The following is a 25,435-nucleotide window of genomic DNA, read 5'->3' as shown; positions in this document are numbered from 1 at the left end:
GATACGTGAGCGAAACAGCCTTGCCTAAAGATGAGACTCAGCCCGCGCTCGATGCGCCGGTCGAGACACCGGTTACCGCGCCACGCCGTGGTAATGGCCTGGCAATCGTCGCCTTGCTGCTCGGCGCCGCAGGCGTTGCCGTTGGCGGTTGGGGGGTGTGGCAGGTGCGTGCGCTGCAAGCCAGCAGCCAGCAACAGCTGGGCCAGGTGCAGACCCTCGACGACCAGTCCCAGAGCCTCAAGCAGAGCCAGCAGCAACTGGCCGCGCGTCTGGCGCAACTGCCGGCTGCGGATGAACTGGAAGAGCGTCGGCGTCTGGTTGCCCAATTGCAGGGTGACCAGCAGCGGCTGAACCAGCGTCTGGAAACCGTGCTGGGCGCCAGCCGCAAGGATTGGCGTCTGGCTGAGGCCGAGCACCTGATCCGCCTGGCGAGCCTGCGCCTGTCTGCCCTGCAGGACATCAACAGTGCCCAGTCGCTGGTCCAGGGTGCCGACGAGATCCTTCGCGAACAGAGCGATCCTGGCGCTTACGCCGCCCGTGAACAGTTGGCCAAGAGCCTGGCGGCGCTGCGCAGCACCGAGCAGCCGGACCGCACCGGGTTGTACCTGCAATTGGCGGCCCTGCGTGATCAGGTGGTGCAACTGTCGGCTATCGCGCCGGAGTATTCACTCACCGAGCCCGCGTCCCAGGGGCGCCCTACCGACGATACGCAAAACCGCCTGAGCCAGTGGTGGGAACAGATTTCCCGTTACTTCCGCATCAACTTCAACCCTGACGACACGATTCGCCCATTGCTGGCAGGCCAGGGCCTGAATCAGGTGCGCCTGGCCCTCAGCCTGGCCCTGGAGCAGGCGCAGTGGGCGGCGCTCAATGGCGAATCGGCGGTGTACAGCCGCTCGCTGGGTGAGGCGCGCAGTGTGTTGCAGGACAACTTCAATCAGGACAATCCGCAGAGCAAGGCCATGCTGGCACGTATCGCCGAGCTTGAGCCCAAGGCCGTTTCGGTGGTGACGCCGGACCTCGCCGCGAGCCTGGCTGCTGTGCAGGTCTACCTCGAGCGTCGTCATTTGTCTGCCGATGAGGCCAAGGCGTCGGCAAGCAAGCCGACGACCCAGGAGTAGAGCCGATGAAGCGTTTCTATGTGATCCTGGTGCTGGCGATTGTCATTGCTCTGACTCTGGCTGTGGGCATTTCGAAACACACCGGCTACGTGCTGATTACCTATCCGCACCTGCTGCATTATGAGTCGAGCCTTTGGGCGACGCTGGTCGCGATCTTTGTGATCGGCCTGGTGATCTACCTGCTGCGGGTATTGCTGAGTCTGGTGATGACCTCCGGTGGTGTGGTCAACCCGTGGTCGCGGCGCAATCGCAGCCGTCGCGTGCAGATCGCAATCGAACAAGGCCAGATGGACCTCGCCGAAGGCCGTTGGGCCAGCGCCGAGCGCCATCTGCACCGCGCTGCCGAGGCGGAGCGTCAGCCTTTGCTTTACTACCTCGGCGCCGCCCGCGCCGCCAACGAGCAAGGGCGTTACGAGGAGTGCGACAGCCTGTTGGAGCGCGCGCTGGAGCGTCAGCCCCAGGCCGAACTGGCGGTCGCCTTGAGTCATGCACAGTTGCAGATGGATCGCGGCGATACCGACGGCGCGTTGACCACCCTGCAGGCCATGCATGCACGTCATCCTCATAACGCGCAGGTGCTGCGCCAGTTGCAACGTCTGCATCAGCAGCGTGGCGATTGGTCGTCGGTGATCCGATTGCTGCCCGAGTTGCGCAAGGACAAGGTGCTGCCTGCCGCCGAGCTGGCTGAACTGGAGCGCCGCGCCTGGGGTGAAAATCTCGGTCTGGCCGTACAGCGCGAAGAACAGGGCGAAGCGGGGTTGCAGTCGCTGGAGCGGGCTTGGCAGCAGCTGACATCCGCACAGCGTCAGGAGCCGCAACTGGTACTGGCCTACGCTGAGCAACTGCGCCAATTGGGGGCGGATGCGCAAGCCGAGGAAGCCCTGCGCGGTGCTATCAAGCGCGGCTACGACAGTCACCTGATTCGACTCTACGGTTTGCTGCGCGGCAGCGATCCGGCGCGGCAGCTGAAATTTGCCGAAGGCTGGCTCAAGGACCACCCTGGCGATGCCAGCCTGTTGCTGACTCTGGGCCGCCTGTGCCTGCAGAATAGTCTGTGGGGCAAGGCGCGTGACTACCTGGAAAGCAGCCTGCGGGTGCAGCGCAATCCTGAGGCCTGTGCTGAACTGGCACGCCTGTTGGCTCAATTGGGCGATACCGAGCGCAGCAACCAGTTGTTCCAGGAAGGCCTGGGCTTGTTGGACAGCCGGCTTCTGGCGTCTCCCTTGCCGGTCCCCGCACGGGTTTGAAGTAGGAAAAGTGATGTGGGTTGGCTCGGACGATTCTGAGGGTCAACCCATCAATTACCGCGTAACACCTGGTTCAGGTCGCCGCGTAGTAAATTCCTACCGACAGCTTCTTGAAGTCATCCAGGGTCTGACGGCATATCCCTGTGTTCTCGCGGAATTGTCTGCCCCTGCGCGTATTGAAAGGCGGCAGGACTTTCCTCTACCGTAACGACCTATCTCTTGCGGTACGGATAACAATGTCTTTGGCCCCTTCACGCTCCTTGTTTCTTCTGGCCTTCGTGGCCGGTGCGCTGACGTTGGGTGCGTCTTTTTATCTTGAGTACGGTGCGTTGTTACGGCCTTGTTTCCTGTGCCAGGTGCAACGCATCCTGATTGCCACCTTCGTGCTGATCAATCTTCTCGCCGCCCTCCATAATCCAAAACGTTCGGCCAGCTACTTTTACGGTCTGGCGAGCATGGGCTGCGCATTACTCGGTGCCGTTACGGCCGCGCGCCAAGTGCTGTTGCAGAATGCCGCTCCGGAGCAGACAGGCGACTGCTGGCCGAACCTGCAATACATGATTGAAAACCTGTCGCCATGGCAGGCGCTGCAAATGACGTTCAGGGGCACCGCCGATTGCGTCGAGATCAACTGGACACTGTTTGACCTGAGCCTTCCAGAGTGGAGCCTGTTGTTTTTCGTAGCGATGCTGATACTGGGCATCCTGCAGTTTTCACCGCTGTTGTCCGGTCGCCGAGCGGCCGTTGCGAGGCAATGACTGTGCAAGGCTATTCGTAGGACGGGATTAAACGCTTGTATGAACTTTCTGTCCTGCGTACCTTGAAGCCATAGTCATGCGGGCATAATCTGGCCCGCACGCGTCATTGAAACCGATTGTCAGTTGCAGCTTCGTGCGGCTGGCGCTTCACCGTTGAGTGTTGCGCGGCACAAGGCGAACGCATCCCCTAGGGAAGAGAGATCATCATGTTGGAAAGTTGCCGGAATGCCCAGGAACGCTGGGGTGGGGTGCACAAGCTGATAGACAGCTGGTTGAAGGCACGTCACGAACTGATTCGGTCCTTCGATGCGCTAGGCGCCAAGCCCGAAGCGCTGGCCGAAAACGGCGAATTGCTGCAGGACTTCTGCGGTGTGCTGATGGACTACGTGTCAGCCGGCCATTTCGGCGTCTACGATCAATTGACCAAGGAAGCAGAAGCCTTCGGTGATGAGCGTGGGTTGGAGTTGGCAGATACGCTTTATCCTCGCCTCGACGCGATCACTGAGAAGCTCGTTGCCTTCAACGACCTGTGTGATGCGGGCAAATGTGTTGCTGAAAAATTCAAAGAGTTGGGTGCATTGTTGCATGAGCGTTTCGAACTGGAAGATTGCCTGATCGAAGTGCTGCACAACGCTCACAAGGACGAGGCTGTGACCCAGGCCTGACCCTTGGCGGTACAAAAAACGGTGCGCATGTCGCACCGTTTTTTTTGGCTCAATGACGCGTGCCCAGCAATTCGATCTCAAACACCAGCGGTGTGTAGGACGGGATCAACTCTCCCGCGCCGTCTGCGCCATAGGCCTGCGCCGATGGAATCACCAGGCGCCATTTTGCGCCCACCGGCATCTGCTGCAACGCACTGCGCCAGCCGCTGATCACGCTGTCCAGGCGAAACCACTGCGGTTGCGTGCTCTGATCGAACACCGTGCCGTCCGGCAACCGACCCACGTATTTGACTTGAACCTGATCACTGGCTGCCGGCTTGTTGCCGTTACCCGGCGTCAGCTCCGTGAGCAGGATTCCATCGGCCAATTCGCGCACACCGGGCGCGGCTTTTTCCTTGGCGAGAAAGTGTTGCTCGGCGGCCAGTGCCTTTTCACTTTGGGGCGCCTGTGCATCGGCCTCAGTCTGTGCCTCGTGCTGGGCAAGCAGTTTTTCGATACGCGCGCTGTCCAGCGCCAACGGCTTGCCTTGATAGGCTTGTTTGAGTCCGTCGATCAAGGCCTGGATCTGCAGGTCGGGGACTTCCTGGCGCAGCCGTTCACCAAGACTGGCGCCCAGGCTGTACGCGAGGTCATGCTGGTCTTGGGTAGCCGCGCTGGACGGCGATTGTTCGCTTGCGTCAGCGACGCAAACACTCAAGCCAAGCACAAGAAAAAGGTAACGCGACATGGGCATGCTCCCGCCGAAAGTGCGACGGATTATGCCAGTGTGGAAGGGTAAAAAGTGTCGTGGATTCCGGTCAGGCCGATAAGAATTTTCGCAGGGCGCAACGCAAGTCAATCGATACTGTCAACATGCGCTAGCGGCGGTAAGAGCAGAGGGCTAGTATGAGCCGCACCCACGTCAGTCAGGAGGTAAACCATGTCGGCCAAACAGAAGCCTGTTAATACCCCGTTGCATTTGCTCCAACAACTGTCGGGCAGCCTGCTCGAACATCTGGAAAGCGCTTGTGCCCAGGCCTTGGCCGATGCAGAAAAACTGCTCGCCAAACTGGAAAAACAACGCGGCAAAGCGCAGGAAAAGCTGCACAAATCCCGCACCAAACTGCAAGACGCCGCCACTGCCGGCAAGTCCAAGGCACAAGCCAAGGCCAAAGACGCAGTCAAAGAACTCGAAGACTTGCTGGACGCTCTCAAAGATCGCCAGTCTGAGACCCGCACTTATATTGCCCAACTGAAAAAAGACGCTCAGGAAAGCCTGAAGCTGGCCCAGGGCGTTGGTCGTGTGAAAGAGGCCGTCGCCAAGGCCCTGGGCGCGCGTACGCCAGCCAAAGCGGTCGCGGCAAGCACGGCTAAAAAGCCTGCGAGCAAGGCCGCTGCAGCGAAGGCTCCGGCTAAAGCCGCTGCCAAGCCAGTTGCTAAAACAGCCGCTGCAAAACCTGCTGCCAAGCCGGTTGCTAAAACAGCTGCTGCAAAACCTGCTGCCAAGCCGGTTGCTAAAACAGCTGCTGCAAAACCAGCTGCCAAGCCGGTTGCTAAAACAGCTGCTGCAAAACCTGCTGCCAAGCCAGTTGCCAAAACAGCTGCTGCAAAACCGGCCGCCAAGCCAGTTGCCAAAACAGCTGCTGCAAAACCGGCCGCCAAGCCAGTTGCCAAAACAGCTGCTGCAAAACCGGCCGCCAAGTCAGCCGCTAAACCAGCTGCTGCAAAACCGGCCGCCAAGCCAGTTGCTAAACCAGCTGCTGCAAAACCGGCCGCCAAGCCAGTTGCTAAACCAGCTGCTGCAAAACCGGCCGCCAAGCCAGCTGCCAAACCTGCTGCTGCAAAACCAGCACCGGCCAAGCCTGCTGCATCGACCGCTACTTCGACAGCATCCACCGCTCCAACCGCACCGGCCAGCAGCACCTCTGCACCGGCAGCACCAGGCACCACGCCAACCAGCGCTTCCTAAGTGCTGGCAACCACGACGCGCAGTTGCTGGAGCGCGTTGTGGTCAAGGTTGGCGACTTCGGTCGCCAGGCCTTCAAGCCATCCGTAGTGACCCTTCGCCTCATCCTGCGGCCAGCCCTGCGCCAGTTGTTCCAGGCGAGTCAACAGCGCCCGTTCCGCTTCCAGTTCCAGCGCCTTGACCGCCGTGCGTAACGGCTCCAGTTGACCCTCCTGCTGCGCCAATTCACGCCATTGCACGCGTAGCGCTCGCAACGGCTCGACAACCTGTTCGCGCCACGGACGAGCAAGCTGCTGCAACGCCTCCAGACGTTCGGCCTTCGGCGCTACGCCCCGCGCCTCCAGCCAGGCGCCACACAGTAAGAGGCACACATCCGCGCCAGTTTCCTGCAAGCGCAGGCACGCGGCTTCGACGCCGGGACGGGCGTAGGTCGATAGGGCAAAGCTCCACAGGTCAGCGCACATATTCACACCCAAGCCAGCGGCCAACGAAGCTGGTAGACTCCGCCGCCATTATGATCCGACTTCAAAGCCTAACATTACAGCGTGGCCCGCAACGTCTTCTTGAAGATGCCGAGCTGACCCTGCACGCCGGTCACAAAGCCGGCCTGATCGGTGCCAATGGCGCCGGAAAATCCACGTTGTTCGCCTTGTTGCTCGGTGAGCTGACCCCGGATTCCGGAGACTGCCTGCTGCCGGCCGACTGGCGCATCGCCCATATGCGCCAGGAGATCGACACCCTGGACCGCATCGCGATCGACTACGTGCTCGATGGCGACCTGCGTCTGCGTCAGGTGCAACACGACCTCGCCGAGGCCGAGAAAGCCCAGGACGGCGCCGCCCAGGCCCGCCTGCACGCCGAGCTGGACAGCGCCGATGGCTACACCGCCGACGCCCGCGCGCGCAAAATGCTCGCCGGCCTGGGGTTTGCCAACGAACAGATGGACCGCCCGGTCGCCGACTTCTCCGGCGGCTGGCGCATGCGCCTGAACCTGGCCCAGGCGCTGATGTGCCCCTCCGACCTGCTGCTGCTCGATGAGCCGACCAACCACCTGGACCTCGATGCGATCCTGTGGCTGGAAGACTTCCTCAAGAACTACCAGGGCACCTTGCTGCTGATTTCCCACGACCGGGATTTCCTTGACGCCGTGGTCGACAACATCGCCCACGTCGAACAGAAGAAAATCACCCTCTACCGTGGCGGCTACACCGCCTTCGAGCGCGCGCGCGCCGAACGCCTGGCCCAGCAGCAACAGGCGTTCGAGAAACAACAGGCGCAGCGGGCGCACATGGAAAGCTACATCGCAAGGTTCAAGGCCCAGGCCACCAAGGCGCGCCAGGCACAGAGCCGCATCAAGGCCCTGGAGCGCATGGAAGAACTGTCGGCGGCCCACGTGGATTCGCCGTTCGACTTCGTGTTCCGCGAGTCGGTGAAAATCTCCAGCCCGTTGCTGGACCTCTCGGATGCGCGCCTGGGTTACGGCGACAAGACCATCCTGGAGAAGGTCCGGCTGCAGCTTACGCCGGGCGCGCGCATTGGTTTGCTCGGCCCCAACGGCGCGGGCAAGTCGACGCTGATCAAGAACCTGTCCGGTGAGCTTTCGCCGCTGGCCGGCCGCCTCACCCGCGGCGAAAACACCGTGGTGGGCTACTTCGCCCAGCACCAGCTCGACTCGCTCGATTCCAAGGCCAGCCCGTTGCTGCACCTGCAGCGGCTGGCGCCGACCGAACGTGAACAGGTCCTGCGCGATTTCCTCGGCGGTTTCGACTTCCGTGGCGCGCGCATCGATGAACCGGTGCTGAACTTTTCCGGCGGCGAAAAGGCCCGCCTGGCCCTGGCTTTGATCGCCTGGGACCGGCCGAACCTGCTGCTGCTCGACGAACCGACCAACCACCTGGACCTGGAAATGCGCCTGGCGTTGACCATGGCCCTGCAGGAGTTCAGCGGCGCGGTTCTGGTGGTGTCTCACGATCGTCACTTGCTCAAGAGCACCACCGACAACTTCCTGCTGGTGGCTGACGGCAAAGTCGAAGAGTTCGATGGCGACCTGGATGACTACGCACGCTGGCTGACCGATTACCGTCTGCGCAACGCGCCGGCCAGCAACACGCCAGTCAACCCGGACAAGACCGACAAGAAGGCCCAGCGCCAGGCCGCTGCCGCCTTGCGCCAGCAGTTGGCGCCGCACAAGCGCGAAGCCGACAAGCTGGAAGCTGAGTTGGGCAAGGAGCACGAGCGCCTGGCCAGCATCGAAGCCAGCCTGGGTGACAGCGCCGTGTACGAGGCCGCACGCAAGGATGAGTTGCGCGACCTGCTGGCCGAGCAGGCCAGACTCAAGGTGCGTGAAGGCCAGTTGGAGGAAACCTGGATGGAAGCCCTCGAACTGCTGGAATCCCTGCAGGCGGAGCTGGAGGCGCTGTCCTGATGGAAGCGCTGCAACTGCCGCTGCCGGCGCAATGGGTGGCGCCGATCTGGATCGGTGTGCAGATCCTGCTCATTCTGCTGGCCGGCTATTTTGCCCAACGCTTCGTTGCCAAGGGCCTGACTCGCCTGGGTGAGCGCTACCCCTTCCCGCCCCAGTTGCTGATGCCCCTGCGCGGTGGGCTGCGCTGGCTGATCATGGGCAGTGCGTTGATCTTCGTGCTGGGCCGCCTGGGCGTTTCCGCCACGGTGTTGTGGACGGCGTTGTCAGGGTTCGTGGCGGTGGCGGCGGTGGCGTTCTTCGCCATGTGGTCGGTGTTGTCCAACCTGCTGTGCGCGATTTTGATCTTTACCGTCGGGCCGTTTCGCCTGGGTGACATCGTCGAACTGGTGGACACCGTCGACAAGCCCGGCGTTAAGGGGCGCGTGGTCGCGATCAACCTGCTTTACACCACGTTGATCGAAGTGGAAGAGGCCGGCACCAACAGTGCCATTGTGCAGGTGCCCAACAGCCTGTTCTTCCAGCGTTCGGTGCGGCGCTGGCCCGGCAATATCTCGCCGCTGTAAAAAACTGATAGCCAGCCTTCATTCGGCGGCGTTAGCTTAGGGCACAACAGCAAACTCCCCCTTGAGGTGTGCAATGGCACTCGACACATGGCTGGCGTTTTTCCTCGCCAGTTGGATCATCTCCCTGTCCCCTGGCGCGGGCGCTATCGCCTCGATGTCCAGCGGCCTGCAATACGGTTTTGCGCGTGGCTACTGGAACGCCATTGGCCTGCAACTGGGCCTGGCGATGCAGATTGCCGTGGTGGCGGGGGGGCTGGGTGCCATTCTGGCGACGTCGTCCACCGCGTTCTATGCGATCAAATGGTTTGGCGTGGCGTATCTCGTGTACCTGGCCATCAAGCAATGGCGCGCCTTGCCCATGGACCTCACCGATGACGCCACTCCGCGCCAGATCGGCAAGCCGATGGCCATGATGTTTCGCGGTTTCCTGGTCAATGCCAGCAACCCCAAGGCCTTGGTTTTCATGCTGGCGGTGTTGCCGCAGTTCGTGAATCCGCAGGCGCCGCTGGCGATCCAGTACCTGATCATCGGCGCGACCATGATCAGCGTCGACATGATCGTGATGGCCGGTTACACCGGGCTGGCCTCCAAAGTCCTGCGCCTGTTGCGCACGCCCACGCAGCAGAAGCGCGTGAACCGCACGTTCGCCGGGTTGTTCGTGGGGGCAGCAGGTTTCCTCGCCAGCCTGCACCGCGCCACGGCATAACGTGCACTGAACACAGATCAACCTGTGGGAGGGAGCAAGTCCCCCCACAGTGGTGTGTGGCGGTGTCAAATAAGCTTGAGTCCAATCGGTTAAAGCTGAACAATAGTGTTACTTCGTATTTCCCCCTGAGATTCATTCATGACCGCCCCCTTCCGTTTTCTCGCCTGGCTGCTGTTGCCGGGGTTGATGTCGTGCAGCCTCAATCTGCTGGCCGCCACCGCTGAAGGTGCCCCACAAGCCTTGCATCTGCTGGACTACGTTAGCGCCGACTACCCACCGACCGTGGCGGCGGGCGAGGTGGTGGATCCATCGCACTACCGCGAGCAAGTGGAGTCTATCGGCGCATTGCAGGGGCTGGTCGCGCAGTTGCCGGAAAAGCCTGAACGCGCCGAATTGGTTACAGGCGTCGATCAGTTGCTGGCCGCTGTCAGCGCCCGTGCGGACGGCGCCACAGTCGCCCGCCAGGCCCGGCAATTGGGCGCCAGGCTGGCGGTGGCCTATGAAATCAGCCAGGCACCGGCCATTACGCCGGACCCGGCGCGCGGCGCGCCGCTCTACGCTCAGCATTGCTCGGTGTGCCATGGCGCCACCGGCGCCGGAGACGGCCCGGCCGCGCTGGGCATGGAGCCTGCGCCTGGTGACCTGCGCGACGCGGCGCGTTTCGACCGCCTGAGCCTCTACGCGATCTACAACACCCTTGGCCTGGGCATCGAAGGCAGCGATATGCCATCGTTCGCCGATCAGTTGGACGAACGTCAGCGTTGGGACCTGGCCACCTACCTCGCGGGCTTCACCGCCGACCCGGCCGCGGCCAGGAGCGGGCAGCCCTTCAACCTCGCTGACCTGGCCCGCCAGACCCCCAATGAGGTGCTGACCACCAGCGGCCCGGCCGCCGCCGCGACCTTCCGCGCCCAGCGTGCGCAGCCACCGCAGGTCACGCGCGGCCCCGCGCAATTGCTTGAATACACCGCCACCACGCTGGACAAAAGCATCGCCGCGTTCCGTAACGGTGACCACGAGCAGGCCTACGACTTATCCGTTGCGGCCTACCTGGAAGGCTTCGAGCTGGTGGAAAGCTCGCTGGACAACGTCGACGCCAACGTGCGCAAGGACACCGAGAAAGCCCTGATGGCCTATCGGCAGTCGCTGCAGGACGGCCTGCCGCTGGAACAGGTGCAGCAGCGCCTGGACGTGGCCAAGGGCAAGCTCGGCGAGTCCGCCGACCTGCTCGGCAGCGACGGCTTGAGCTGGTCGCTGAGCTATATCTCCGGCCTGTTGATTCTGTTGCGCGAAGGCCTGGAGGCGATTCTGGTGCTGGCGGCGATCCTTGCGTTTCTGCGCAATACCGGCCAGCAATCGGCGGTGCGCAGTGTCAATGTGGGCTGGGGCCTGGCGCTGGTGGCCGGCCTCGCGACCTGGGCATTGGCGGCGTACGTGATCGACGTCAGCGGTGCCCAGCGCGAACTGCTCGAAGGCTGCACGGCGCTGTTCGCCAGCGTGATGGTGCTGTGGCTTGGCGTGTGGATGCACAACCGCCGTCATGCGGCGGCTTGGCAAGATTACATCAAGAGCAGCCTGGTGGGCGGCGGCGGGCGGTTCGGCTTTGCGCTGCTGGCGTTCTTCTCGGTGTACCGCGAGCTGTTCGAGGTGATCCTGTTCTACGAAACCCTGTGGCTGCAAGCCGGCCCGGCCGGGCACAACGCGGTACTGGCCGGTGGCGCCACGGCGCTGGTGTTGTTGGTGGGCCTGGCCTGGGTGATTCTGCGCGGCTCGGCGAGGTTGCCGCTGGCACTGTTCTTCGGCATCAACGCAGCGCTGCTGTGCGCGCTGTCGGTGGTGTTCGCCGGGCATGGCGTCAAGGCCCTGCAGGAGGCCGGTGTCTTTGGCACACGGCCGGTGGCGTTCTTTGAGTTCGACTGGCTGGGGATTCACGCCGACGCGTATTCGTTAAGCGCGCAGGCGGTGGCTATCCTGGCGATTGTGGTGTTGTACCGCCGCAGCCGGTAAAAAATGTGGGAGGCTCCGCCGGGTCTTCGGCTTAGCGCTGTCGCGCAGCAAACTGGAGCCTTTGTGGCTGCCTGAAATTTCAGGGTTTGAAATCAGCACGCTATTTTGTGTTTGATAAGAGGGGGCTTGCTCCCACAATTGCATGTGTGGAGATGCTGTATGCGCGTATGGATCGATGCCGACGCCTGCCCTCGGGCGGCCAAGGATCAGGTGGTGAAGTTCGCCCTCAAGCGCCGGTTCGAAGTGGTTCTGGTAGCCGGGCAGAGTCAGATCAAGCCAGGCTTTGCCTGCGTGAAGCTGATCGTGGTGCCCAGCGGGCCGGATGCGGCGGACGATTACCTGGTGGAACACGCCGCGCCCGGCGAGTTGGTGATTTGCAGCGATGTGCCTCTGGCCGATCGCCTGGTGAAAAAGGGCGTCACCGCCCTTGACCCGCGTGGCAAGGAATTCAGCCCGGCCAACATGAGCGAACGGCTGGCGGTGCGCAACCTGTTCACCGACCTGCGTGAACAAGGTCAGATGGGTGGCGGGCCGCCGCCCCATGGCGAGAAGGACAAACAGGCGTTCGCCAACTCACTGGACCGTATTCTGACCCAATTGATGCGCCAGTCCTGACCCTCAGTCGTTCTCGTGAGTCAGTTCCAGCACGCGATCCACCAGCTTATTGATGCCCGAAGCCACCTCACTGATGTTCTTGCCCAGCATGTAGGCCGGCGTACTCACCAGCTTGCGCGCGTAGTCCTCGACAATATCCTCCACCGCGCATTCCTGATGCGTGGCGCCCATCTTGTCGAGGGCGGCGGCGGTGTCGGCGCAGTTGCCGATGGTGCAGGTCACGCCCGGGCCGTAGATCTTCGCGGCCAGGGCTGGCGAGATGCAGATCAGGCCCACTGGCTTGCCGGCTTCGGCAAAGGCTTCGGCCAGCGCCAGTACCTGCGGGTTGACACTGCAAGCGGCACCTTGCACGGCGAAATTCGACAGGTTCTTCGCCGCGCCAAACCCGCCCGGCACGATCAGCGCGTCAAAGTCGGCGGCGCTGGCTTCAGCAATGTCCTTGACCTCACCACGGGCGATGCGCGCCGACTCCACCAGCACATTGCGCGACTCGGGCATCTCTTCGCCCGTGAGGTGATTGATCACGTGCAACTGCGCCATATCCGGAGCAAAGCATTGGACCTGAGCACCGCGCTGATCCAGGCGCAGCAGGGTGATCACGCACTCCTGGATTTCTGCACCGTCGTACACGCCACAGCCGGAAAGGATCACTGCAATTTTTTTGCTCATGGGCATTTCTCCTGGTTGATGGCGTGGGATGGCGATTGACGGGTAACCGGCACCCCGCGCATGGAACGCTCTCTAGATGGATCGCAACGGCGGCGGGGTGTTCATTATTTGCGGTCGGTTTGCTCGACAGGCGTTTCGGCCGCAACGGGGTCGGCCGCCTCTCGGGCCCTGGCCTGGGCGCATTCTTCGCGGGCAATCCGCGCATTCTTGAAGCGGCGCCGCAGCCACAGGACAAAGCCCAGCAGGATCAGGGCGCCGAGCACCCACAGCTCGTATTTCTTCACGCTGCCCAGCATGCCTTCAAGCACAGCGCCAAAGTGATAGGCCGCTGCGCCCAACGCTGCTGCCCAGATCGCAGCGCCAATGCCGTTGAGGACCAGATAGCGCAGCGGCGGGTACCCCGACAGGCCGATTGCCACGGGCATCACCGTGCGCAATCCGTAGACGAAGCGGAAGCTCAGCACCCAGATATCCGGGTGCTTGCGGATGTGCTCCAGGGCCTTGTCGCCCATCAATTGCCAGCGCGGCTTGCGCGCCAGCAATTTGCGGCCGTGCTTGCGGCCCATGTAATACCAAAGCTGGTCGCCGGCGTAGCTGCCGAAAAAGGCCACCACCACCACCAGGTTGATGTCCATGTATTCACGGAACGCCAGGAAGCCTGCGAGTACCAGAATGGTCTCACCTTCGAAGAACGTGCCGAGGAAGAGGGCAAAGTAGCCGAAGTCATGCAGAAATTGTTGAAGCATGGTCTGGGTGCTGGCGAAATGAACGCGCAGCCTACGCCTTCACGAAGATTCATGAAAGTATCGAGATGTGTCACGAAGTGAACAATTCCTACGTGAATGACGAATGTGCCTACAGGTCGCGCCGATAAGCACAACTGTCATTCCTTCGTCATAATGGCCGCTTATAACTGCAACGCTCGCCCGTGAAACGCGGGCTCAGGAGTCTGTCGTGAGCTTTACCCCTGCCAATCGCCTGTTCCCCGCCACTCGTCTGCGTCGCAATCGTCGTGATGATTTTTCTCGCCGCCTGGTGCGTGAACATGTGCTGACGACGAATGACCTGATCCTGCCGGTGTTTGTGCTCGACGGTGAAAATCGCCGGGAAGCGGTGGCGTCGATGCCGGGTGTGGAGCGCTTGACCCTTGATCTGCTGCTTGAAGAAGCGGCGCAGTGGGTTGAACTGGGGATCCCGGCGCTGGCGCTGTTTCCCGTGACGCCGCCTGCGCTCAAGTCTCTGGATGCCGCCGAAGCCTGGAACCCGCGAGGCATTGCGCAGCGCGCTACCCGCGCCCTGCGCGAGCGCTTCCCGCAACTGGGTATCATCACCGACGTGGCGCTAGACCCGTTCACCACCCATGGCCAGGACGGCATTCTGGATCAGGACGGTTATGTCGAGAACGACATCACCGTCGATGCGCTGGTCAAACAGGCGTTGTCCCATGCCGCCGCAGGCGCCCAGGTGGTGGCGCCGTCGGACATGATGGACGGTCGCATCCAGGCGATCCGCGAAGCCCTGGAGCTGGCCGGCCACGTCAATGTGCGGATCATGGCCTATTCGGCCAAGTACGCCAGCGCCTATTACGGCCCGTTCCGCGATGCGGTGGGCTCGGCGCTTAACCTGGGCAAGGCCGACAAGGCCTCGTACCAGATGGACCCGGCCAACAGCCATGAGGCCCTGCACGAAGTGGCGGCCGACCTGGCCGAAGGCGCCGACATGGTGATGGTCAAGCCCGGTATGCCGTACCTGGACATCCTTTACCGGGTCAAACAGGAATTCAAGGTGCCGACCTTTGTCTATCAGGTCAGCGGCGAATACGCCATGCACATGGCGGCAATACAGAATGGCTGGTTGAGTGAAGGGGTAATCCTGGAATCCCTGACTGCCTTTAAACGTGCCGGGGCCGATGGCATCCTGACCTATTTTGCCGCCCGCGCAGCCCAATTGCTTAGAGAGCAACAATAGCCCTCACAGGAACACTCGATGAATACCGAAGGACTTACCGACGTTGCCGTAAAAGACGCTCACCCGGTGGTTGAACAAGTCGCCGAGACCCCGCCGGAGCTTGAGCAGGCCCCGCCTGCCGTGGTCGCCGATGTGCCTGCGCCGGCCCCGGTGGTCGCGGTGACCAACCTGGATGACAGCAGCCTGTACATCCACCGCGAGCTGTCACAGCTGCAATTCAACATCCGCGTGCTGGAGCAGGCGCTGGATGAGTCCTACCCGCTGCTGGAGCGGCTCAAGTTCCTGCTGATCTTCTCCAGCAACCTGGACGAGTTCTTCGAGATCCGCGTGGCCGGCCTCAAGAAGCAGATCACCTTCGCCCGTGAACAGGCCGGCGCCGACGGCCTGCAGCCGCACCAGGCACTGGCGCGCATCAGCGAGCTGGTGCACGGTCATGTGGACCGCCAGTACGCGATCCTCAACGACATCCTGCTGCCGGAGCTGGAAAAGCATCAGGTTCGCTTTATCCGTCGTCGTCAGTGGACCACCAAGATCAAGACCTGGGTGCGTCGCTATTTCCGCGACGAGATTTCGCCGATCATCACCCCCATCGGCCTCGACCCGACGCACCCGTTCCCGTTGCTGGTGAACAAGAGCCTCAACTTCATCGTCGAGCTGGAAGGCATCGATGCGTTCGGCCGCGACTCGGGCCTGGCGATCATCCCGGCGCCGCGCCTGTTGCCACGCATCATCAAGGTACCGGAAGAGGTGGGGGGCGCTGGCGACAATTATGTATTCCTGTCGTCGATGATCCACGCGCACGCCGATGACCTGTTCCAGGGCATGAAGGTCAAGGGCTGCTACCAGTTCCGCCTGACCCGTAACGCCGACCTGGCGCTGGATTCCGAAGACGTCGAAGACCTGGCCCGCGCTCTGCGTGGCGAGCTGTTTTCGCGACGCTACGGCGATGCCGTGCGCCTGGAAGTGGCCGACACCTGCCCCAAACACCTGTCGGACTACCTGCTCAAGCAGTTCAACCTCGCCGAGTCCGAGCTGTACCAGGTCAATGGCCCGGTCAACCTCACGCGGCTGTTCAGCATCACCGGCCTGGACAGTCACCCGGAGCTGCAATACACGCCGTTCACCCCGCAGATCCCCAAGCTGCTGCAAAACAGCGAGAACATTTTCAGCGTGGTGAGCAAGCAGGACATCCTGCTGCTGCACCCGTTCGAGTCGTTCACGCCAGTGGTCGACCTGCTGCGTCAGGCTGCCAAGGACCCGCATGTGCTGGCTGTGCGCCAGACCCTCTACCGTTCCGGCGCCAACTCGGAAATCGTCGACGCCCTGGTCGACGCCGCGCGCAACGGCAAGGAAGTCACGGCGGTGATCGAGCTGCGTGCGCGCTTTGACGAAGAGTCCAACCTGCAACTGGCCAGCCGCCTGCAGGCGGCCGGCGCGGTGGTGATCTACGGCGTGGTCGGCTTCAAGACCCATGCCAAGATGATGCTGATCCTGCGCCGCGAGGCCGGTGAGATCGTGCGTTACGCGCACTTGGGTACCGGCAACTACCACGCCGGCAACGCCAAGCTCTACACCGACTACAGCCTGCTGACCTCCGACGACGCCTTGTGTGAAGACGTCGGCAAGTTGTTCAGCCAGTTGATCGGCATGGGCAAGACCTTGCGCATGAAGAAGCTGCTGCACGCGCCGTTCACGCTCAAGAAGGGCATGCTCGACATGATTGCCCGCGAGACCCAGTTCGCCCTCGACGGCAAACCGGCGCACATCATTGCCAAGTTCAACTCGCTGACCGATCCGAAGATCATCCGCGCGCTGTACAAGGCCAGCCAGTCCGGCGTACGCATCGATCTGGTGGTGCGCGGCATGTGCTGCCTGCGTCCGGGCATCGTCGGGGTGTCGCACAACATCCACGTGCGCTCGATCATCGGCCGCTTCCTGGAGCACACGCGGGTGTTCTACTTCCTCAACGGCGGTGAAGAGCAGATGTTCCTCTCCAGTGCCGACTGGATGGAGCGCAACCTCGACAAGCGCGTGGAGACCTGCTTCCCGGTAGAGGGCAAGAAGCTGATCATGCGGGTCAAGAAGGAGCTGGAAAGTTATCTCACCGATAACACCCACAGCTGGAGCCTGCAGTCGGACGGCCGCTACGTGCGCAACACGCCAACCGGCAACCAGAACCCGCGCAGTGCGCAGGCGACGTTGCTGGAGAAGCTGGGTAGCCCGATTTTGTCGGTGAACTAACAGACAATAGGGTCTGAAAATGTGGGAGGGAGCAAGCCCCTCCCACATTTGTTTTGTGGTGTGCTTTAGCGCAGGTTCAGGCTGAACCCCACCCGCGTCAGCCACTCGGCTTCCTGGGCGAAGTCCGCCTGGGTCAGTTGGTTCTCGTCCAGCCAGCCTTCGGGGAACACCACGTCCAGGCTGTCGCCGTTGGCGCGCAGGGTGACCTGGGGCATCTCCTGGGTGCCACGGATGTGGTGGAACAGGATCGCAAAGCGCAGCAGCGCACACAGGCGGATCAGCTTGATGCCGTCGTCGCCGAACTCGGCGAACTTGTCCTTGGGAATGTTACGGCGATGGCCGCGCACCAGCAGCGCAAGCATTTGCTGGTCTTCCCGGGAAAAGCCGGCGAGGTCCGAGTGCTCGATCAGGTAGGCGCCGTGCTTGTGGTAATGGTAGTGGGCGATGTCCAGGCCCACCTCATGCACCTTGGCGGCCCAGCCCAGCAGCTCGCGCCAGACGCCGTCTTCCAGGTCCCAGTCGGCGGCCACCTGGTCGAACGCATGCAGCGCCTTGCGCTCCACGCGGGCGGCCTGTTCCTGGTCGACGTGATAACGCTCCATCAACGAGGTGAGGGTGCGCTCGCGCACGTCTTCGTGGTGATGACGGCCCAGCAGGTCGTACAGCACGCCTTCACGCAGGGCGCCGTCGCAGTGGTCCATGCGTTGCAGCTCGAGGGCGTCGAAGATCGCTTCGAGAATCGCAAGGCCGGCCGGGAAGATGGCGCGGCGGTCGGGCTTGATGCCGTCGAAGTCGATTTTCTCGATATCGCCCAGCTTGAACAGTTTGCGCTTGAGCCACGCCAGCCCTTCGGCATTCACTTCGCCGGTGCCATGGCCGCCGGCCTTCAGGGCCAGGCCGATGGCGCGGATGGTGCCGGAGGAGCCAATGGCCTCATCCCAGGTGAGGCGGTGCAGGGCATGCTCAATGCTCATGATCTCCAGCCGCGCGGCGGTGTAGGCCTGGGCATAGCGCGCCGGGGTGATCTTGCCGTCCTTGAAATAACGCTGGGTGTAGCTGACGCAACCCATCTGCAGGCTTTCACGCAGCAGTGGCTCGAATCGCTGACCGATGATGAACTCGGTACTGCCGCCGCCGATGTCCGCCACCAGACGCTTGCCGGGGGTGTCTGCGAGGGTGTGGGACACGCCGAGGTAGATCAGGCGCGCTTCTTCACGGCCGGAGATGACTTCCACCGGGTGACCGAGGATCTCTTCGGCACGGCGGATGAATTCGCCCCGGTTGCGCGCTTCACGCAGGGCATTGGTGCCGACGATGCGCACCGCGCCCAAAGGCATGCCGTTGATCAGTTGGGCAAAGCGCTTGAGGCAATCGAGCCCGCGCTGCATGGATTCTTCGTTGAGCTGGCGCGCGTCGTCGATGCCGGCCGCCAACTGCACTTTTTCGCCGAGCCGCTCAAGGATGCGGATCTCACCGTTCTGGGCCTTGGCCACGACCATGTGAAAGCTGTTGGAGCCCAGGTCTATGGCAGCGATCAGGGACAGATTCTTGGCTTGGGATTGCGGCATGGTTTGGGGCTCTCGGTCGATAACCTTGCCATCGTGCCACGATCGACCGCTGGCGCCAACGCGTAGTGCTGCGGTAATTTTCCTGAGGCCTTTTGCAGAGGGGTGTTGCAGGAAATTTAGGCTGTTGCTCTGTACCTATGTTGAAAGTTGCGGATGACTATGTAGGAATTTTTGACCTTGCGCTGTTGTAAAGCTGACGGCGATTCCGGCTACAACTGCAACGATTAAGTTCTCATCTGTGTTTTGAGTTTGCTTACAGCCGCAGGGCGTTTAAAACGGCAGTTGGTTTTAATGGTTCCCACAGTAACTGACGTGTTGTCTTATTCTTTTGCGGGCTGACAAAGCGACAGACTGTCACTCGGCGATTTTGCCGTGGTGTTATTTATTTATGCTTTTTGATTTCAAAAACAATAAATGCACCTGATAACTCTCAGTGACAGGATGATTATGAAAAACATTGTTGGAATGACATTTGTTATTGCGTGTCTGGCGGCTGCGGTCAATGCCCAGGCCTCCACCAGTGCCCAGTTGTCTGTCAGGGGGACGATCACACCGGCCTCCTGCAACCTCAGTTTGACGGGGAGCGGTACCATCGATTACGGCGTCATTCGTTCCGGCGAGTTGTCGCAAACGGCGTTCAATCCGCGTGAAGAGCGCACCACCTCGCTGTCGATCAACTGCGGTTCCACACCCGCCAGGTTCGGGCTGGCGTTTACCGACCTGCAAGCCGGCAGCAAGGTCCCTGGTATCCTGGGCGCAGGCTTCACCGAAGCGCAGAACTATGGCCTCGGCTCTGTCGCCAGCAGGCGAACCGGTGGCTACTCGATCACCCTGAAAGACCTGAGGTCTTCGGCCACAACTCTCTATCCCATCATGCGAACCAGCAGCAGCGGTGCCTGGCAAACCAGCGACGGCAAGGTTGCCCAGGTGCCCAGCCAGTATTCGTGGCGCAACAGTTCATCTCTCAGCCCGGTATCGGTGACTCAAATGACCGGCACCATTGCCATCAAAGCGGTTATCAACAAGGCGCAGGACCTGAACCTGAGCAGTGACGTCACTATCGACGGTCGCGCCACGCTGGTGCTGAGTTACCTCTAAGTAACAGTGTGCAGCCGATAAGGAAGCATTGATTTCTTGTCGGCTTTTTTATATGGGCGCCAACTATCGGCAGTGGCTTTATAAGTCATGGGGAACTCAAGTGTGTGGTCTTTCAATAATAAGCAAGGCACTTCTTTGGAGTGCAAGTGTATGTATCTGTTTGTCGACGGTCGCCGTGGCGGGTGGCATGCGACCTGAAAGCACGTTGGTCATGCTGTATGAGGAAGACGGCGAAGCCACGATCAATATCATCAACACCGATGACGGACCGGCGCTTCTTCATTCGGTGGTGGAGAACGTGCCCGAGGATCACGAGCCGTTGGTCATTGTCACGCCGCCTGTCACGCGGGTGGAGGCGGGCGATATTCAATTGGTGCGGTTCATCAGCACCCTGAAAACGCCGCTCAAGACCCAGCGGCTCAAGCGCGTGTCATTCGAGGGCATTCCCCAGGCGCGCGCGGCGGGCGGCGCGACCATTGGCATCACGTTGCGCCAGAACCTGCCACTGATCCTGCACCCCAAGGGTTTGCCTCGGCATGAATCGCCATGGGAGTTACTCAAGTGGACGCGGGTTGGCGAACATCTGTCGGTGCAAAACGACAGCGCCTACGTGGTGCGCCTGGCACCCGAAGTGCGTCTGCTTCCCAAAACGGGCGTGGCGACGTTACCGCGCACTTACATTCTGCCGGGGGAGACCCTGCGCGCCACGGTCGAAGGCGGTATGACCGGCGTGTCCACCGTCGAGATTCAACCGGCAACGGTCTATGGCTTCTCGGTGGATAACTACCGGACCACGATCAATGCCAGCGGGGGTTGATCGGCGTATGAGCAGACCCAAACGCCGACCCACGATACTTGTTGGACTGGCGACGCTGTGCGGCCTGCCCGGCTTCGCATCGGCGCTGGAGGTGGGAGAAGGCTTTGATCTCGTGGCCCTGAACGCCCATGGCATCGACCCCAGGGTCTCCGACTATTTTCGCAATGCCGCGCGTTTTCGCGAGGGCTCTCAGGTGGTGGGCCTGCGCGTCAACGGCAACCCGTTGGGGTTGGTGGATGCGCAATTCGATTCCAGCGGCCAGCTGTGCTTTACCCCAGGGCTTCTGGCCAAGGCCGGGCTGATAAAGCCCGCCGGGGTGCTGCGCGAAGGTGCGACGCCGGACCAGGCCTGCCATGACTTCCTGGGCGCCTTCCCAACGACCATGGTGCGATTGCGCCCCGGCTCGGACGAAGTCACGCTGGTCGTGCCGACCCAGTCACTGCGTGCGCCTGAATGGGAGGCCACGGGTTTTTCCAGCGGCGGTGCGGCGGCGTTGTTCAATTATGACATGCTGGGCTTTGACAGCCGCTCGCGCAGTGGGTCCAGCCGGTATGTGTCGGCCTATACCGAGGCCGGTTTCAACCTGGGCGACTGGATCGTGCGCAGTCGCCAGTTCTATGTGTCCGACGATGGCAAGGCGCGCACCGAGCATCTGTACGCCTACGCCCAGCGAGATATAGCAGCGCTGCATTCCACGTTTCAGGCGGGGCAGTTGTCCAGCAACAGTCCAGTGTTTGGCGGTGTTCAGTTTTCCGGTTTCCAGTTGGCGCCCGACGGTCAGTCACGCACGCCAGCGGGCAGCAATAATGCGGTGGTTGAGGGGCTGGCCCAAAGTCAGTCGCGAATCGAGGTGCGCCAATCCGGGGTGTTGATCCACACCACACTGGTGCCCGAGGGGCCTTTCCGGCTGACCGGTTTGCCGTTGCTCAACGGCACCAGCGACCTGGAGGTGAGCGTCATTGATGTGCGCGGGGCCAGGCGCAGTTTTGTCGTGCCGGCGGCCTCGCTCCAGGGGGCTGCGCAGGCGGCGCCGGGTTACTACCTGTCGGTGGGCAAGGTGCGTGAATCGGCACCCGGCGAAAACCAGACGCCTTCGGTTGTCATGGGCAGCGGCACCTGGGGCCTGGGCGGCTCCACATCGGCGGGCCTGGGTGTGTTGGGCAGCGAGGATTACGGCGCCGTCGGGGCGAGCCTGGGTAGCGTGTTCTTCCAGAAAGTTTCCGTGAGCACCCGGCATAACCTGTCCCGCGACACACGCGACGCGGTGTCCGGAGCGCGCAGCACCTTGTCGTTGAGCAGTCCGGTGTATGCCGACCTTGACGTCACCCTCAGCGCCACCACTCAAAGCCTTGGTTATCGCGAGGTTCTTGAAGCCGGACGATCCTCACGGCTGGATACCCTGGATTCTCGCTTCAAAAACCAGTACACGGCGGGCATGACCTGGGTTGATCCGGCACTGGGTGGTTTCAGCGTGGGATACAGCCGCAGCGCACAATTTGACGGGCAATCGCTCGAGCACGTATTTGCGTCGTGGAACAAAACGTTCAGCGGCGCCGACGTGACCCTGATCGCCGACTCCCGAGTGGGCGGCAGGCAGGCACGTGAGCATGCGGCGGCGCTGGAGAACCGCCGGGATCGGGGACTGGACAACGACCTTTCGGTGCGCTTGCAGGTCAGCGTGCCGTTGGGCGATGACCGCCGCTTGAGCAGCTACGTTAGCCGTCGCGGGCAACAGCTCAATGCAGGCACGGCCCTCAGTGAACGGGTCAACGAATCGGTGAACTACGAGGTGGCGGTTGAGCGCGATGTTTCGGCGCGCGAGCAATCGGTTCGCGGCCAGTTGAACATGTTGCCGCGCTATACCCAGGTCGGCCTGGGCGTCAGCCGCGACCCACAGGGCGCCACCTACTCGGGGCAGCTGCGCGGAGGCGTGGTGGCCCACAAGCGCGGCGTGACGTTTTCGCCGTATACCGTGCAGGACACCTTCGGCATCGTGTCGGTGGGCGACATTGGCTCGGCCAGGGTCGATACCCCCCAGGGGCCGGTATGGACCGACTTTACCGGGCAGGCGGTGATTGCCGGATTGCCCGCTTACACCCACAGCCGTGTCGAAGTGCAGACCCGCTCGCTGCCCAAACGCGTCGACCTCAAAAACGGCACCCAGGTCCTCACCGCCGGGCGTGGCTCCGTCAGTACGGTGGATTTCGAGGTGGTCAAGGTGCGCCGTGTGCTGGTCCAGGCGCAGGACAACCAGGGCAAGCCGTTGACTCAAGGATCGCCGGTATTCGGCAAGGACAATCGCTTCCTGACCAGCGTGGTCGGCGACGGCATGATCTACCTGAGCGACGTTCAGGGGCCGCAAAGCCTGCGCGTGACGCTGCCGAATGCCTCCACCTGCGTGCTGCGCCTTGAAACCGACAGCAAGCCTGACGACGAGAAACTATATGAAACCACGACGGCGGTGTGTCATGCGCTTTAAACCCATGGCCCTGTGCCTGATGCTCTGGGGCGGCGTGATGAGCCATGCCGCGCGGGCCGACAACTGCCGACTGTCCCTCAGCCAGCCCCAGGTCGAGTACGGCGTGGTTCACCGCGAAAGCCTCGATGACCGCGCCACCGTCGCCCTCGGAACGCGAACGCTGCACTTGAACATCCTGTGTCTTGCGCCCGCGGCCATCGGTGTGCGCTTCAATGGCGCGGCGGCTGACGGGCAGGGCTATCGCTTTGGGCGCGAGGGGCGTTTTCGCCTGAGTCTCAAACATGCGCAGGTGGATGGGCGGCCTGTGCAATGGCGTGCAGCGCAGTCGTCAGGCGAACCCGACGATGGCCGCTTGCTGCCTGGCAAGACCTTGCTGGCGCAGGCCACAGGTCGACGATTGACGGCTCAGGTCGAGATCGACGCCGAACTGCCCGCCGATGCCTTGCAGGTGCGCTACCGGACATTGCTGCAAGGGCAGGGCAGTTTCGAACTGGTCAGCCCGGCTGCTCCACCGAACCAATGAAGTTGGCCAGTTCCGCCGTTTTCGGGTTGGCGAACAACACCTTCGGATCGCCCACTTCATGCACCTTGCCCTGGTGCATGAACACCAGCTTGTCGCCGACCTCGCGGGCGAAGCGCATTTCGTGGGTGACCATGATCAGCGTCATGCCGTCCCTGGCCAGTTGACGCACCACGCTGAGCACTTCGTTGACCAGTTCCGGGTCCAGCGCCGAGGTGATTTCGTCGCACAGCAGCACCTTGGGCGACATGGCCAGCGCGCGGGCAATGGCGACGCGCTGCTGCTGGCCGCCGGACAGGCGATCGGGGAAGGCGTCGAACTTTTCCCCGAGCCCCACGCGCTCCAGCATCTGCCTGGCGAGCTGCGCGGCTTTGGCCTTGGGCACTTTCTGCACCACCTGGGGCGCGAGCATCACGTTTTCGCCAACGGTGAGGTGCGGGAACAGGTTGAACTGCTGGAACACCATGCCGACTTTCTGCCGCAAGCTGCGCAGGTCGGCGCGTGCCGCATCGATGTATTCGCCATCGACTTCGATCACGCCGTCGTTGATCGATTCGAGGCCGTTGAGGGTGCGCAGCAGGGTGGATTTACCCGAGCCACTGCGGCCGATGATCGCCACCACCTGGCCTTCTTCAACGGTCAGGTCGATGCCCTTGAGGACGTGGTGATCGCCGTAATACTTATGCAGGGCGGAAATTCTAAGCAGAGGCATGCAGTCTCCTTTCCAGGTAGCGCGCACTGAGGGACAAGGGGTAGCAGAGCAGAAAGTAACCAAGGGCCACCAGGCCGTAGACCATGAAGGGTTCGAAGGTGGCGTTGGCGAGCATGCCGCCGGTCTTGGTCAGTTCGGTGAAACCGATGATCGAGGTCACGGCGGTGCCTTTGACCACCTGCACCGAGAAACCCACGGTGGGTGCCACGGCAATGCGCAGCGCCTGGGGCAGGATCACGTAGCGCAGTTGCTCAAGCGGGTTGAGCGCCAGGCTGGCCGAGGCTTCCCACTGCCCATTGGCGATGGAATCGACGCAGCCGCGCCAGATTTCGGCCAGGTAGGCGCTGGTAAACAGGGTCAAGGCAATCGCGGCGGCGAGCCAGGGCGAGATATCCACGCCGAGCAGGGCCACACCGAAAAACACCAGGAACAGCTGCATCAGCAGCGGCGTGCCCTGGAACAGTTCGATATAGCCGCGCGCCACATTGCGCGCAAAGGCCTTGCGGCTGATGCGCATCGTCATCACCAGCAGGCCTATCACGCCGCCGCCGACGAAGGCCACCAGCGACAGCAACAGCGTCCATTGCAGGCCGGTGAGCAGGTTGCGCACGATGTCCCAGAACGAAAAATCACTCATCGGGCGTTCCTCATCACAAAGCGGCGCCCGATCCAGTTGAGCAACTGACGAATCATCAGCGCCATGCACAGGTACACCAGGGTGGTCAGGGCATAGGTTTCAAACGCACGGAAATTGCGCGACTGGATGAAGTTGGCGGCAAAGCTGAGTTCTTCGGTGGCGATCTGCGAACACACCGCCGAACCGAGCATCACGATGATGATCTGGCTGCTCAATGCCGGCCACACCTTGCCCAGCGCAGGCAGCAGCACCACGTGGCGGAACGCTTCGAAGCGCGTCATCGCCAGCGCCGCCGCGGCTTCCAGTTGCCCACGCGGGATAGCCTGGATGCCGGCGCGGATGATCTCGGTGGAATAGGCCCCAAGGTTGATCACCATCGCCAGCACGGCGGCCTGCCATTCGGTGATTTTCAGGCCCAGGGACGGCAGGCCGAAGAAGATGAAGAACAACTGCACCAGAAACGGCGTGTTGCGGATCAACTCGACATAGACGCCGAAGCACCAGGCGAATGGCTGGATCTTCCATGCGCGCACCACCGCCCCGACGATGCCCAGGGCCACCCCCAGGATCGCGCCGATGGCCGTCAGCTCAAGGGTGAACAGCGCGCCGCGTAACAGCAGGTCGGTGTTGGCCAGCACCGGCACGAAGTCAAATTGATACGCCATAACTCAGCT

Annotated in this window: 24 protein-coding genes; 16 read left to right on the top strand and 8 right to left on the bottom strand. The window is 62.1% G+C overall.

Annotation, left to right across the window (positions count from 1 at the left end; all coding sequences use genetic code 11):
* The first annotated feature begins 5 nt into the window (after positions 1 to 5).
* The 4 genes from LUB09_RS13545 (at position 6) to rsd (ending at position 3,791) form a co-directional block, all read left to right on the top strand.
* Positions 6 to 1,121, top strand: coding sequence for a uroporphyrinogen-III C-methyltransferase (locus tag LUB09_RS13545; RefSeq protein ID WP_231422788.1), 1,116 nt, complete (start codon positions 6 to 8; stop codon positions 1,119 to 1,121).
* 5 nt (positions 1,122 to 1,126) lie between these two features.
* Complete coding sequence (locus LUB09_RS13540; RefSeq protein WP_209986282.1) at positions 1,127 to 2,368, top strand: heme biosynthesis protein HemY; 1,242 nt, start codon at positions 1,127 to 1,129, stop codon at positions 2,366 to 2,368.
* A gap of 236 nt (positions 2,369 to 2,604) precedes the next feature.
* A complete protein-coding gene (locus tag LUB09_RS13535; protein WP_231422801.1) occupies positions 2,605 to 3,126 on the top strand; it encodes a disulfide bond formation protein B in 522 nt (173 codons plus the stop codon).
* A gap of 206 nt (positions 3,127 to 3,332) precedes the next feature.
* The gene (rsd, locus tag LUB09_RS13530) at positions 3,333 to 3,791 is read left to right on the top strand and encodes a sigma D regulator (protein WP_169896174.1); all 459 of its coding nucleotides are present in this window, start codon (positions 3,333 to 3,335) and stop codon (positions 3,789 to 3,791) included.
* Between the two features lie 49 nt (positions 3,792 to 3,840).
* On the opposite strand, the gene LUB09_RS13525 is transcribed toward rsd, so the two are convergent.
* A complete protein-coding gene (locus LUB09_RS13525; protein ID WP_209986279.1) occupies positions 3,841 to 4,518 on the bottom strand; it encodes an FKBP-type peptidyl-prolyl cis-trans isomerase in 678 nt (225 codons plus the stop codon).
* 192 nt (positions 4,519 to 4,710) lie between these two features.
* Between LUB09_RS13525 and LUB09_RS13520 the strand changes: the two genes are divergently transcribed.
* A complete protein-coding gene (locus LUB09_RS13520; RefSeq protein ID WP_231422787.1) occupies positions 4,711 to 5,739 on the top strand; it encodes an AlgP family protein in 1,029 nt (342 codons plus the stop codon).
* On the opposite strand, the gene LUB09_RS13515 is transcribed toward LUB09_RS13520, so the two are convergent.
* The gene (locus LUB09_RS13515; RefSeq protein WP_209986271.1) at positions 5,736 to 6,200 is read right to left on the bottom strand and encodes a TIGR02444 family protein; all 465 of its coding nucleotides are present in this window, start codon (positions 6,198 to 6,200) and stop codon (positions 5,736 to 5,738) included. The two genes, LUB09_RS13520 and LUB09_RS13515, sit on opposite strands and share 4 nt — an antisense overlap.
* Before the next feature lie 50 nt (positions 6,201 to 6,250).
* Between LUB09_RS13515 and LUB09_RS13510 the strand changes: the two genes are divergently transcribed.
* The 5 genes from LUB09_RS13510 (at position 6,251) to LUB09_RS13490 (ending at position 12,052) form a co-directional block, all read left to right on the top strand.
* Positions 6,251 to 8,161, top strand: a complete 1,911-nt coding sequence (locus LUB09_RS13510) for an ATP-binding cassette domain-containing protein (protein ID WP_231422786.1) — start codon at positions 6,251 to 6,253, stop codon at positions 8,159 to 8,161.
* Positions 8,161 to 8,724 carry a mechanosensitive ion channel family protein gene (locus tag LUB09_RS13505; protein WP_057006403.1) on the top strand — a complete coding sequence of 188 codons (564 nt, stop codon included), beginning with the start codon at positions 8,161 to 8,163 and terminating at the stop codon, positions 8,722 to 8,724. The genes LUB09_RS13510 and LUB09_RS13505 overlap by 1 nt, the downstream gene beginning before the upstream one ends.
* A gap of 73 nt (positions 8,725 to 8,797) precedes the next feature.
* The gene (locus LUB09_RS13500; protein WP_209986263.1) at positions 8,798 to 9,430 is read left to right on the top strand and encodes a LysE family transporter; all 633 of its coding nucleotides are present in this window, start codon (positions 8,798 to 8,800) and stop codon (positions 9,428 to 9,430) included.
* Positions 9,431 to 9,568: 138 nt separating this feature from the next.
* Positions 9,569 to 11,437 carry a cytochrome c/FTR1 family iron permease gene (locus LUB09_RS13495; RefSeq protein ID WP_231422785.1) on the top strand — a complete coding sequence of 623 codons (1,869 nt, stop codon included), beginning with the start codon at positions 9,569 to 9,571 and terminating at the stop codon, positions 11,435 to 11,437.
* 159 nt (positions 11,438 to 11,596) lie between these two features.
* Complete coding sequence (locus LUB09_RS13490; protein WP_209986257.1) at positions 11,597 to 12,052, top strand: YaiI/YqxD family protein; 456 nt, start codon at positions 11,597 to 11,599, stop codon at positions 12,050 to 12,052.
* Positions 12,053 to 12,055: 3 nt separating this feature from the next.
* Here LUB09_RS13490 and elbB read toward each other — a convergent pair whose 3' ends face one another.
* Both elbB and LUB09_RS13480 read right to left on the bottom strand, forming a co-directional pair.
* Positions 12,056 to 12,721, bottom strand: coding sequence for an isoprenoid biosynthesis glyoxalase ElbB (gene elbB / locus LUB09_RS13485; protein ID WP_209986255.1), 666 nt, complete (start codon positions 12,719 to 12,721; stop codon positions 12,056 to 12,058).
* A 104-nt stretch (positions 12,722 to 12,825) separates the two neighbouring features.
* Complete coding sequence (locus LUB09_RS13480) at positions 12,826 to 13,467, bottom strand: DedA family protein (RefSeq protein ID WP_209986252.1); 642 nt, start codon at positions 13,465 to 13,467, stop codon at positions 12,826 to 12,828.
* A gap of 208 nt (positions 13,468 to 13,675) precedes the next feature.
* On the opposite strand from LUB09_RS13480, the gene hemB reads away from it, so the two are divergent.
* Positions 13,676 to 14,689 carry a porphobilinogen synthase gene (hemB, locus tag LUB09_RS13475; protein WP_231422784.1) on the top strand — a complete coding sequence of 338 codons (1,014 nt, stop codon included), beginning with the start codon at positions 13,676 to 13,678 and terminating at the stop codon, positions 14,687 to 14,689.
* Between the two features lie 18 nt (positions 14,690 to 14,707).
* Positions 14,708 to 16,930 (top strand): polyphosphate kinase 1, encoded by a 2,223-nt coding sequence (gene ppk1, locus LUB09_RS13470; protein ID WP_209986245.1) that lies wholly within the window; start codon positions 14,708 to 14,710, stop codon positions 16,928 to 16,930.
* A 65-nt stretch (positions 16,931 to 16,995) separates the two neighbouring features.
* Here the strand turns inward: ppk1 and ppx are convergent, their stop codons facing one another.
* Positions 16,996 to 18,498, bottom strand: coding sequence for an exopolyphosphatase (gene ppx / locus LUB09_RS13465; RefSeq protein ID WP_209986242.1), 1,503 nt, complete (start codon positions 18,496 to 18,498; stop codon positions 16,996 to 16,998).
* 447 nt (positions 18,499 to 18,945) lie between these two features.
* Here ppx and LUB09_RS13460 point away from each other — a divergent pair, with 447 nt between their 5' ends.
* The 4 genes from LUB09_RS13460 (at position 18,946) to LUB09_RS13445 (ending at position 23,415) form a co-directional block, all read left to right on the top strand.
* Positions 18,946 to 19,596 (top strand): DUF1120 domain-containing protein, encoded by a 651-nt coding sequence (locus tag LUB09_RS13460; protein ID WP_231422783.1) that lies wholly within the window; start codon positions 18,946 to 18,948, stop codon positions 19,594 to 19,596.
* A gap of 187 nt (positions 19,597 to 19,783) precedes the next feature.
* Positions 19,784 to 20,413 (top strand): fimbria/pilus chaperone family protein, encoded by a 630-nt coding sequence (locus LUB09_RS13455; protein WP_231422782.1) that lies wholly within the window; start codon positions 19,784 to 19,786, stop codon positions 20,411 to 20,413.
* A gap of 7 nt (positions 20,414 to 20,420) precedes the next feature.
* Positions 20,421 to 22,892, top strand: coding sequence for a fimbria/pilus outer membrane usher protein (locus LUB09_RS13450; protein WP_231422781.1), 2,472 nt, complete (start codon positions 20,421 to 20,423; stop codon positions 22,890 to 22,892).
* On the top strand, positions 22,882 to 23,415 hold the full coding sequence (locus LUB09_RS13445; protein WP_231422780.1) for a DUF1120 domain-containing protein: 534 nt from the start codon (positions 22,882 to 22,884) through the stop codon (positions 23,413 to 23,415). The genes LUB09_RS13450 and LUB09_RS13445 overlap by 11 nt, the downstream gene beginning before the upstream one ends.
* Here LUB09_RS13445 and LUB09_RS13440 read toward each other — a convergent pair.
* The 3 genes from LUB09_RS13440 to LUB09_RS13430 are packed head-to-tail and all read right to left on the bottom strand — an operon-like array spanning position 23,387 to position 25,426.
* The gene (locus LUB09_RS13440; RefSeq protein WP_231422779.1) at positions 23,387 to 24,124 is read right to left on the bottom strand and encodes an amino acid ABC transporter ATP-binding protein; all 738 of its coding nucleotides are present in this window, start codon (positions 24,122 to 24,124) and stop codon (positions 23,387 to 23,389) included. The genes LUB09_RS13445 and LUB09_RS13440 overlap by 29 nt on opposite strands.
* Positions 24,111 to 24,761, bottom strand: coding sequence for an amino acid ABC transporter permease (locus tag LUB09_RS13435; RefSeq protein ID WP_209986227.1), 651 nt, complete (start codon positions 24,759 to 24,761; stop codon positions 24,111 to 24,113). Before LUB09_RS13435 ends, LUB09_RS13440 begins: the two co-directional genes overlap by 14 nt.
* Entirely contained in the window at positions 24,758 to 25,426 is a 669-nt protein-coding gene (locus LUB09_RS13430; protein WP_231422778.1) for an amino acid ABC transporter permease, read from the bottom strand. Before LUB09_RS13430 ends, LUB09_RS13435 begins: the two co-directional genes overlap by 4 nt.
* Between the last annotated feature and the right edge of the window lie 9 nt (positions 25,427 to 25,435).

The sequence above is a fragment of the Pseudomonas sp. Leaf59 genome, assembly GCF_920984685.1.
GTDB lineage: Bacteria > Pseudomonadota > Gammaproteobacteria > Pseudomonadales > Pseudomonadaceae > Aquipseudomonas.
The sequence above is the reverse complement of the archived record's forward strand: the minus strand, read 5'-3'. Positions and strand labels throughout refer to the sequence as shown.

Bases quoted from the DNA above. Each gene is read 5' to 3' on its own strand.
- LUB09_RS13540 (WP_209986282.1), top strand. From the start codon at position 1,127: ATGAAGCGTTTCTATGTGATCCTGGTGCTGGCGATTGTCATTGCTCTG.
- LUB09_RS13535 (WP_231422801.1), top strand. From the start codon at position 2,605: ATGTCTTTGGCCCCTTCACGCTCCTTGTTTCTTCTGGCCTTCGTGGCC.
- rsd (WP_169896174.1), top strand. From the start codon at position 3,333: ATGTTGGAAAGTTGCCGGAATGCCCAGGAACGCTGGGGTGGGGTGCAC.
- LUB09_RS13525 (WP_209986279.1), bottom strand. From the start codon at position 4,518: ATGTCGCGTTACCTTTTTCTTGTGCTTGGCTTGAGTGTTTGCGTCGCT.
- LUB09_RS13520 (WP_231422787.1), top strand. From the start codon at position 4,711: ATGTCGGCCAAACAGAAGCCTGTTAATACCCCGTTGCATTTGCTCCAA.
- LUB09_RS13515 (WP_209986271.1), bottom strand. From the start codon at position 6,200: ATGTGCGCTGACCTGTGGAGCTTTGCCCTATCGACCTACGCCCGTCCC.
- LUB09_RS13510 (WP_231422786.1), top strand. From the start codon at position 6,251: ATGATCCGACTTCAAAGCCTAACATTACAGCGTGGCCCGCAACGTCTT.
- LUB09_RS13505 (WP_057006403.1), top strand. From the start codon at position 8,161: ATGGAAGCGCTGCAACTGCCGCTGCCGGCGCAATGGGTGGCGCCGATC.
- LUB09_RS13500 (WP_209986263.1), top strand. From the start codon at position 8,798: ATGGCACTCGACACATGGCTGGCGTTTTTCCTCGCCAGTTGGATCATC.
- LUB09_RS13495 (WP_231422785.1), top strand. From the start codon at position 9,569: ATGACCGCCCCCTTCCGTTTTCTCGCCTGGCTGCTGTTGCCGGGGTTG.
- LUB09_RS13490 (WP_209986257.1), top strand. From the start codon at position 11,597: ATGCGCGTATGGATCGATGCCGACGCCTGCCCTCGGGCGGCCAAGGAT.
- elbB (WP_209986255.1), bottom strand. From the start codon at position 12,721: ATGAGCAAAAAAATTGCAGTGATCCTTTCCGGCTGTGGCGTGTACGAC.
- LUB09_RS13480 (WP_209986252.1), bottom strand. From the start codon at position 13,467: ATGCTTCAACAATTTCTGCATGACTTCGGCTACTTTGCCCTCTTCCTC.
- ppk1 (WP_209986245.1), top strand. From the start codon at position 14,708: ATGAATACCGAAGGACTTACCGACGTTGCCGTAAAAGACGCTCACCCG.
- ppx (WP_209986242.1), bottom strand. From the start codon at position 18,498: ATGCCGCAATCCCAAGCCAAGAATCTGTCCCTGATCGCTGCCATAGAC.
- LUB09_RS13460 (WP_231422783.1), top strand. From the start codon at position 18,946: ATGAAAAACATTGTTGGAATGACATTTGTTATTGCGTGTCTGGCGGCT.
- LUB09_RS13455 (WP_231422782.1), top strand. From the start codon at position 19,784: ATGCGACCTGAAAGCACGTTGGTCATGCTGTATGAGGAAGACGGCGAA.
- LUB09_RS13450 (WP_231422781.1), top strand. From the start codon at position 20,421: ATGAGCAGACCCAAACGCCGACCCACGATACTTGTTGGACTGGCGACG.
- LUB09_RS13445 (WP_231422780.1), top strand. From the start codon at position 22,882: ATGCGCTTTAAACCCATGGCCCTGTGCCTGATGCTCTGGGGCGGCGTG.
- LUB09_RS13440 (WP_231422779.1), bottom strand. From the start codon at position 24,124: ATGCCTCTGCTTAGAATTTCCGCCCTGCATAAGTATTACGGCGATCAC.
- LUB09_RS13435 (WP_209986227.1), bottom strand. From the start codon at position 24,761: ATGAGTGATTTTTCGTTCTGGGACATCGTGCGCAACCTGCTCACCGGC.
- LUB09_RS13430 (WP_231422778.1), bottom strand. From the start codon at position 25,426: ATGGCGTATCAATTTGACTTCGTGCCGGTGCTGGCCAACACCGACCTG.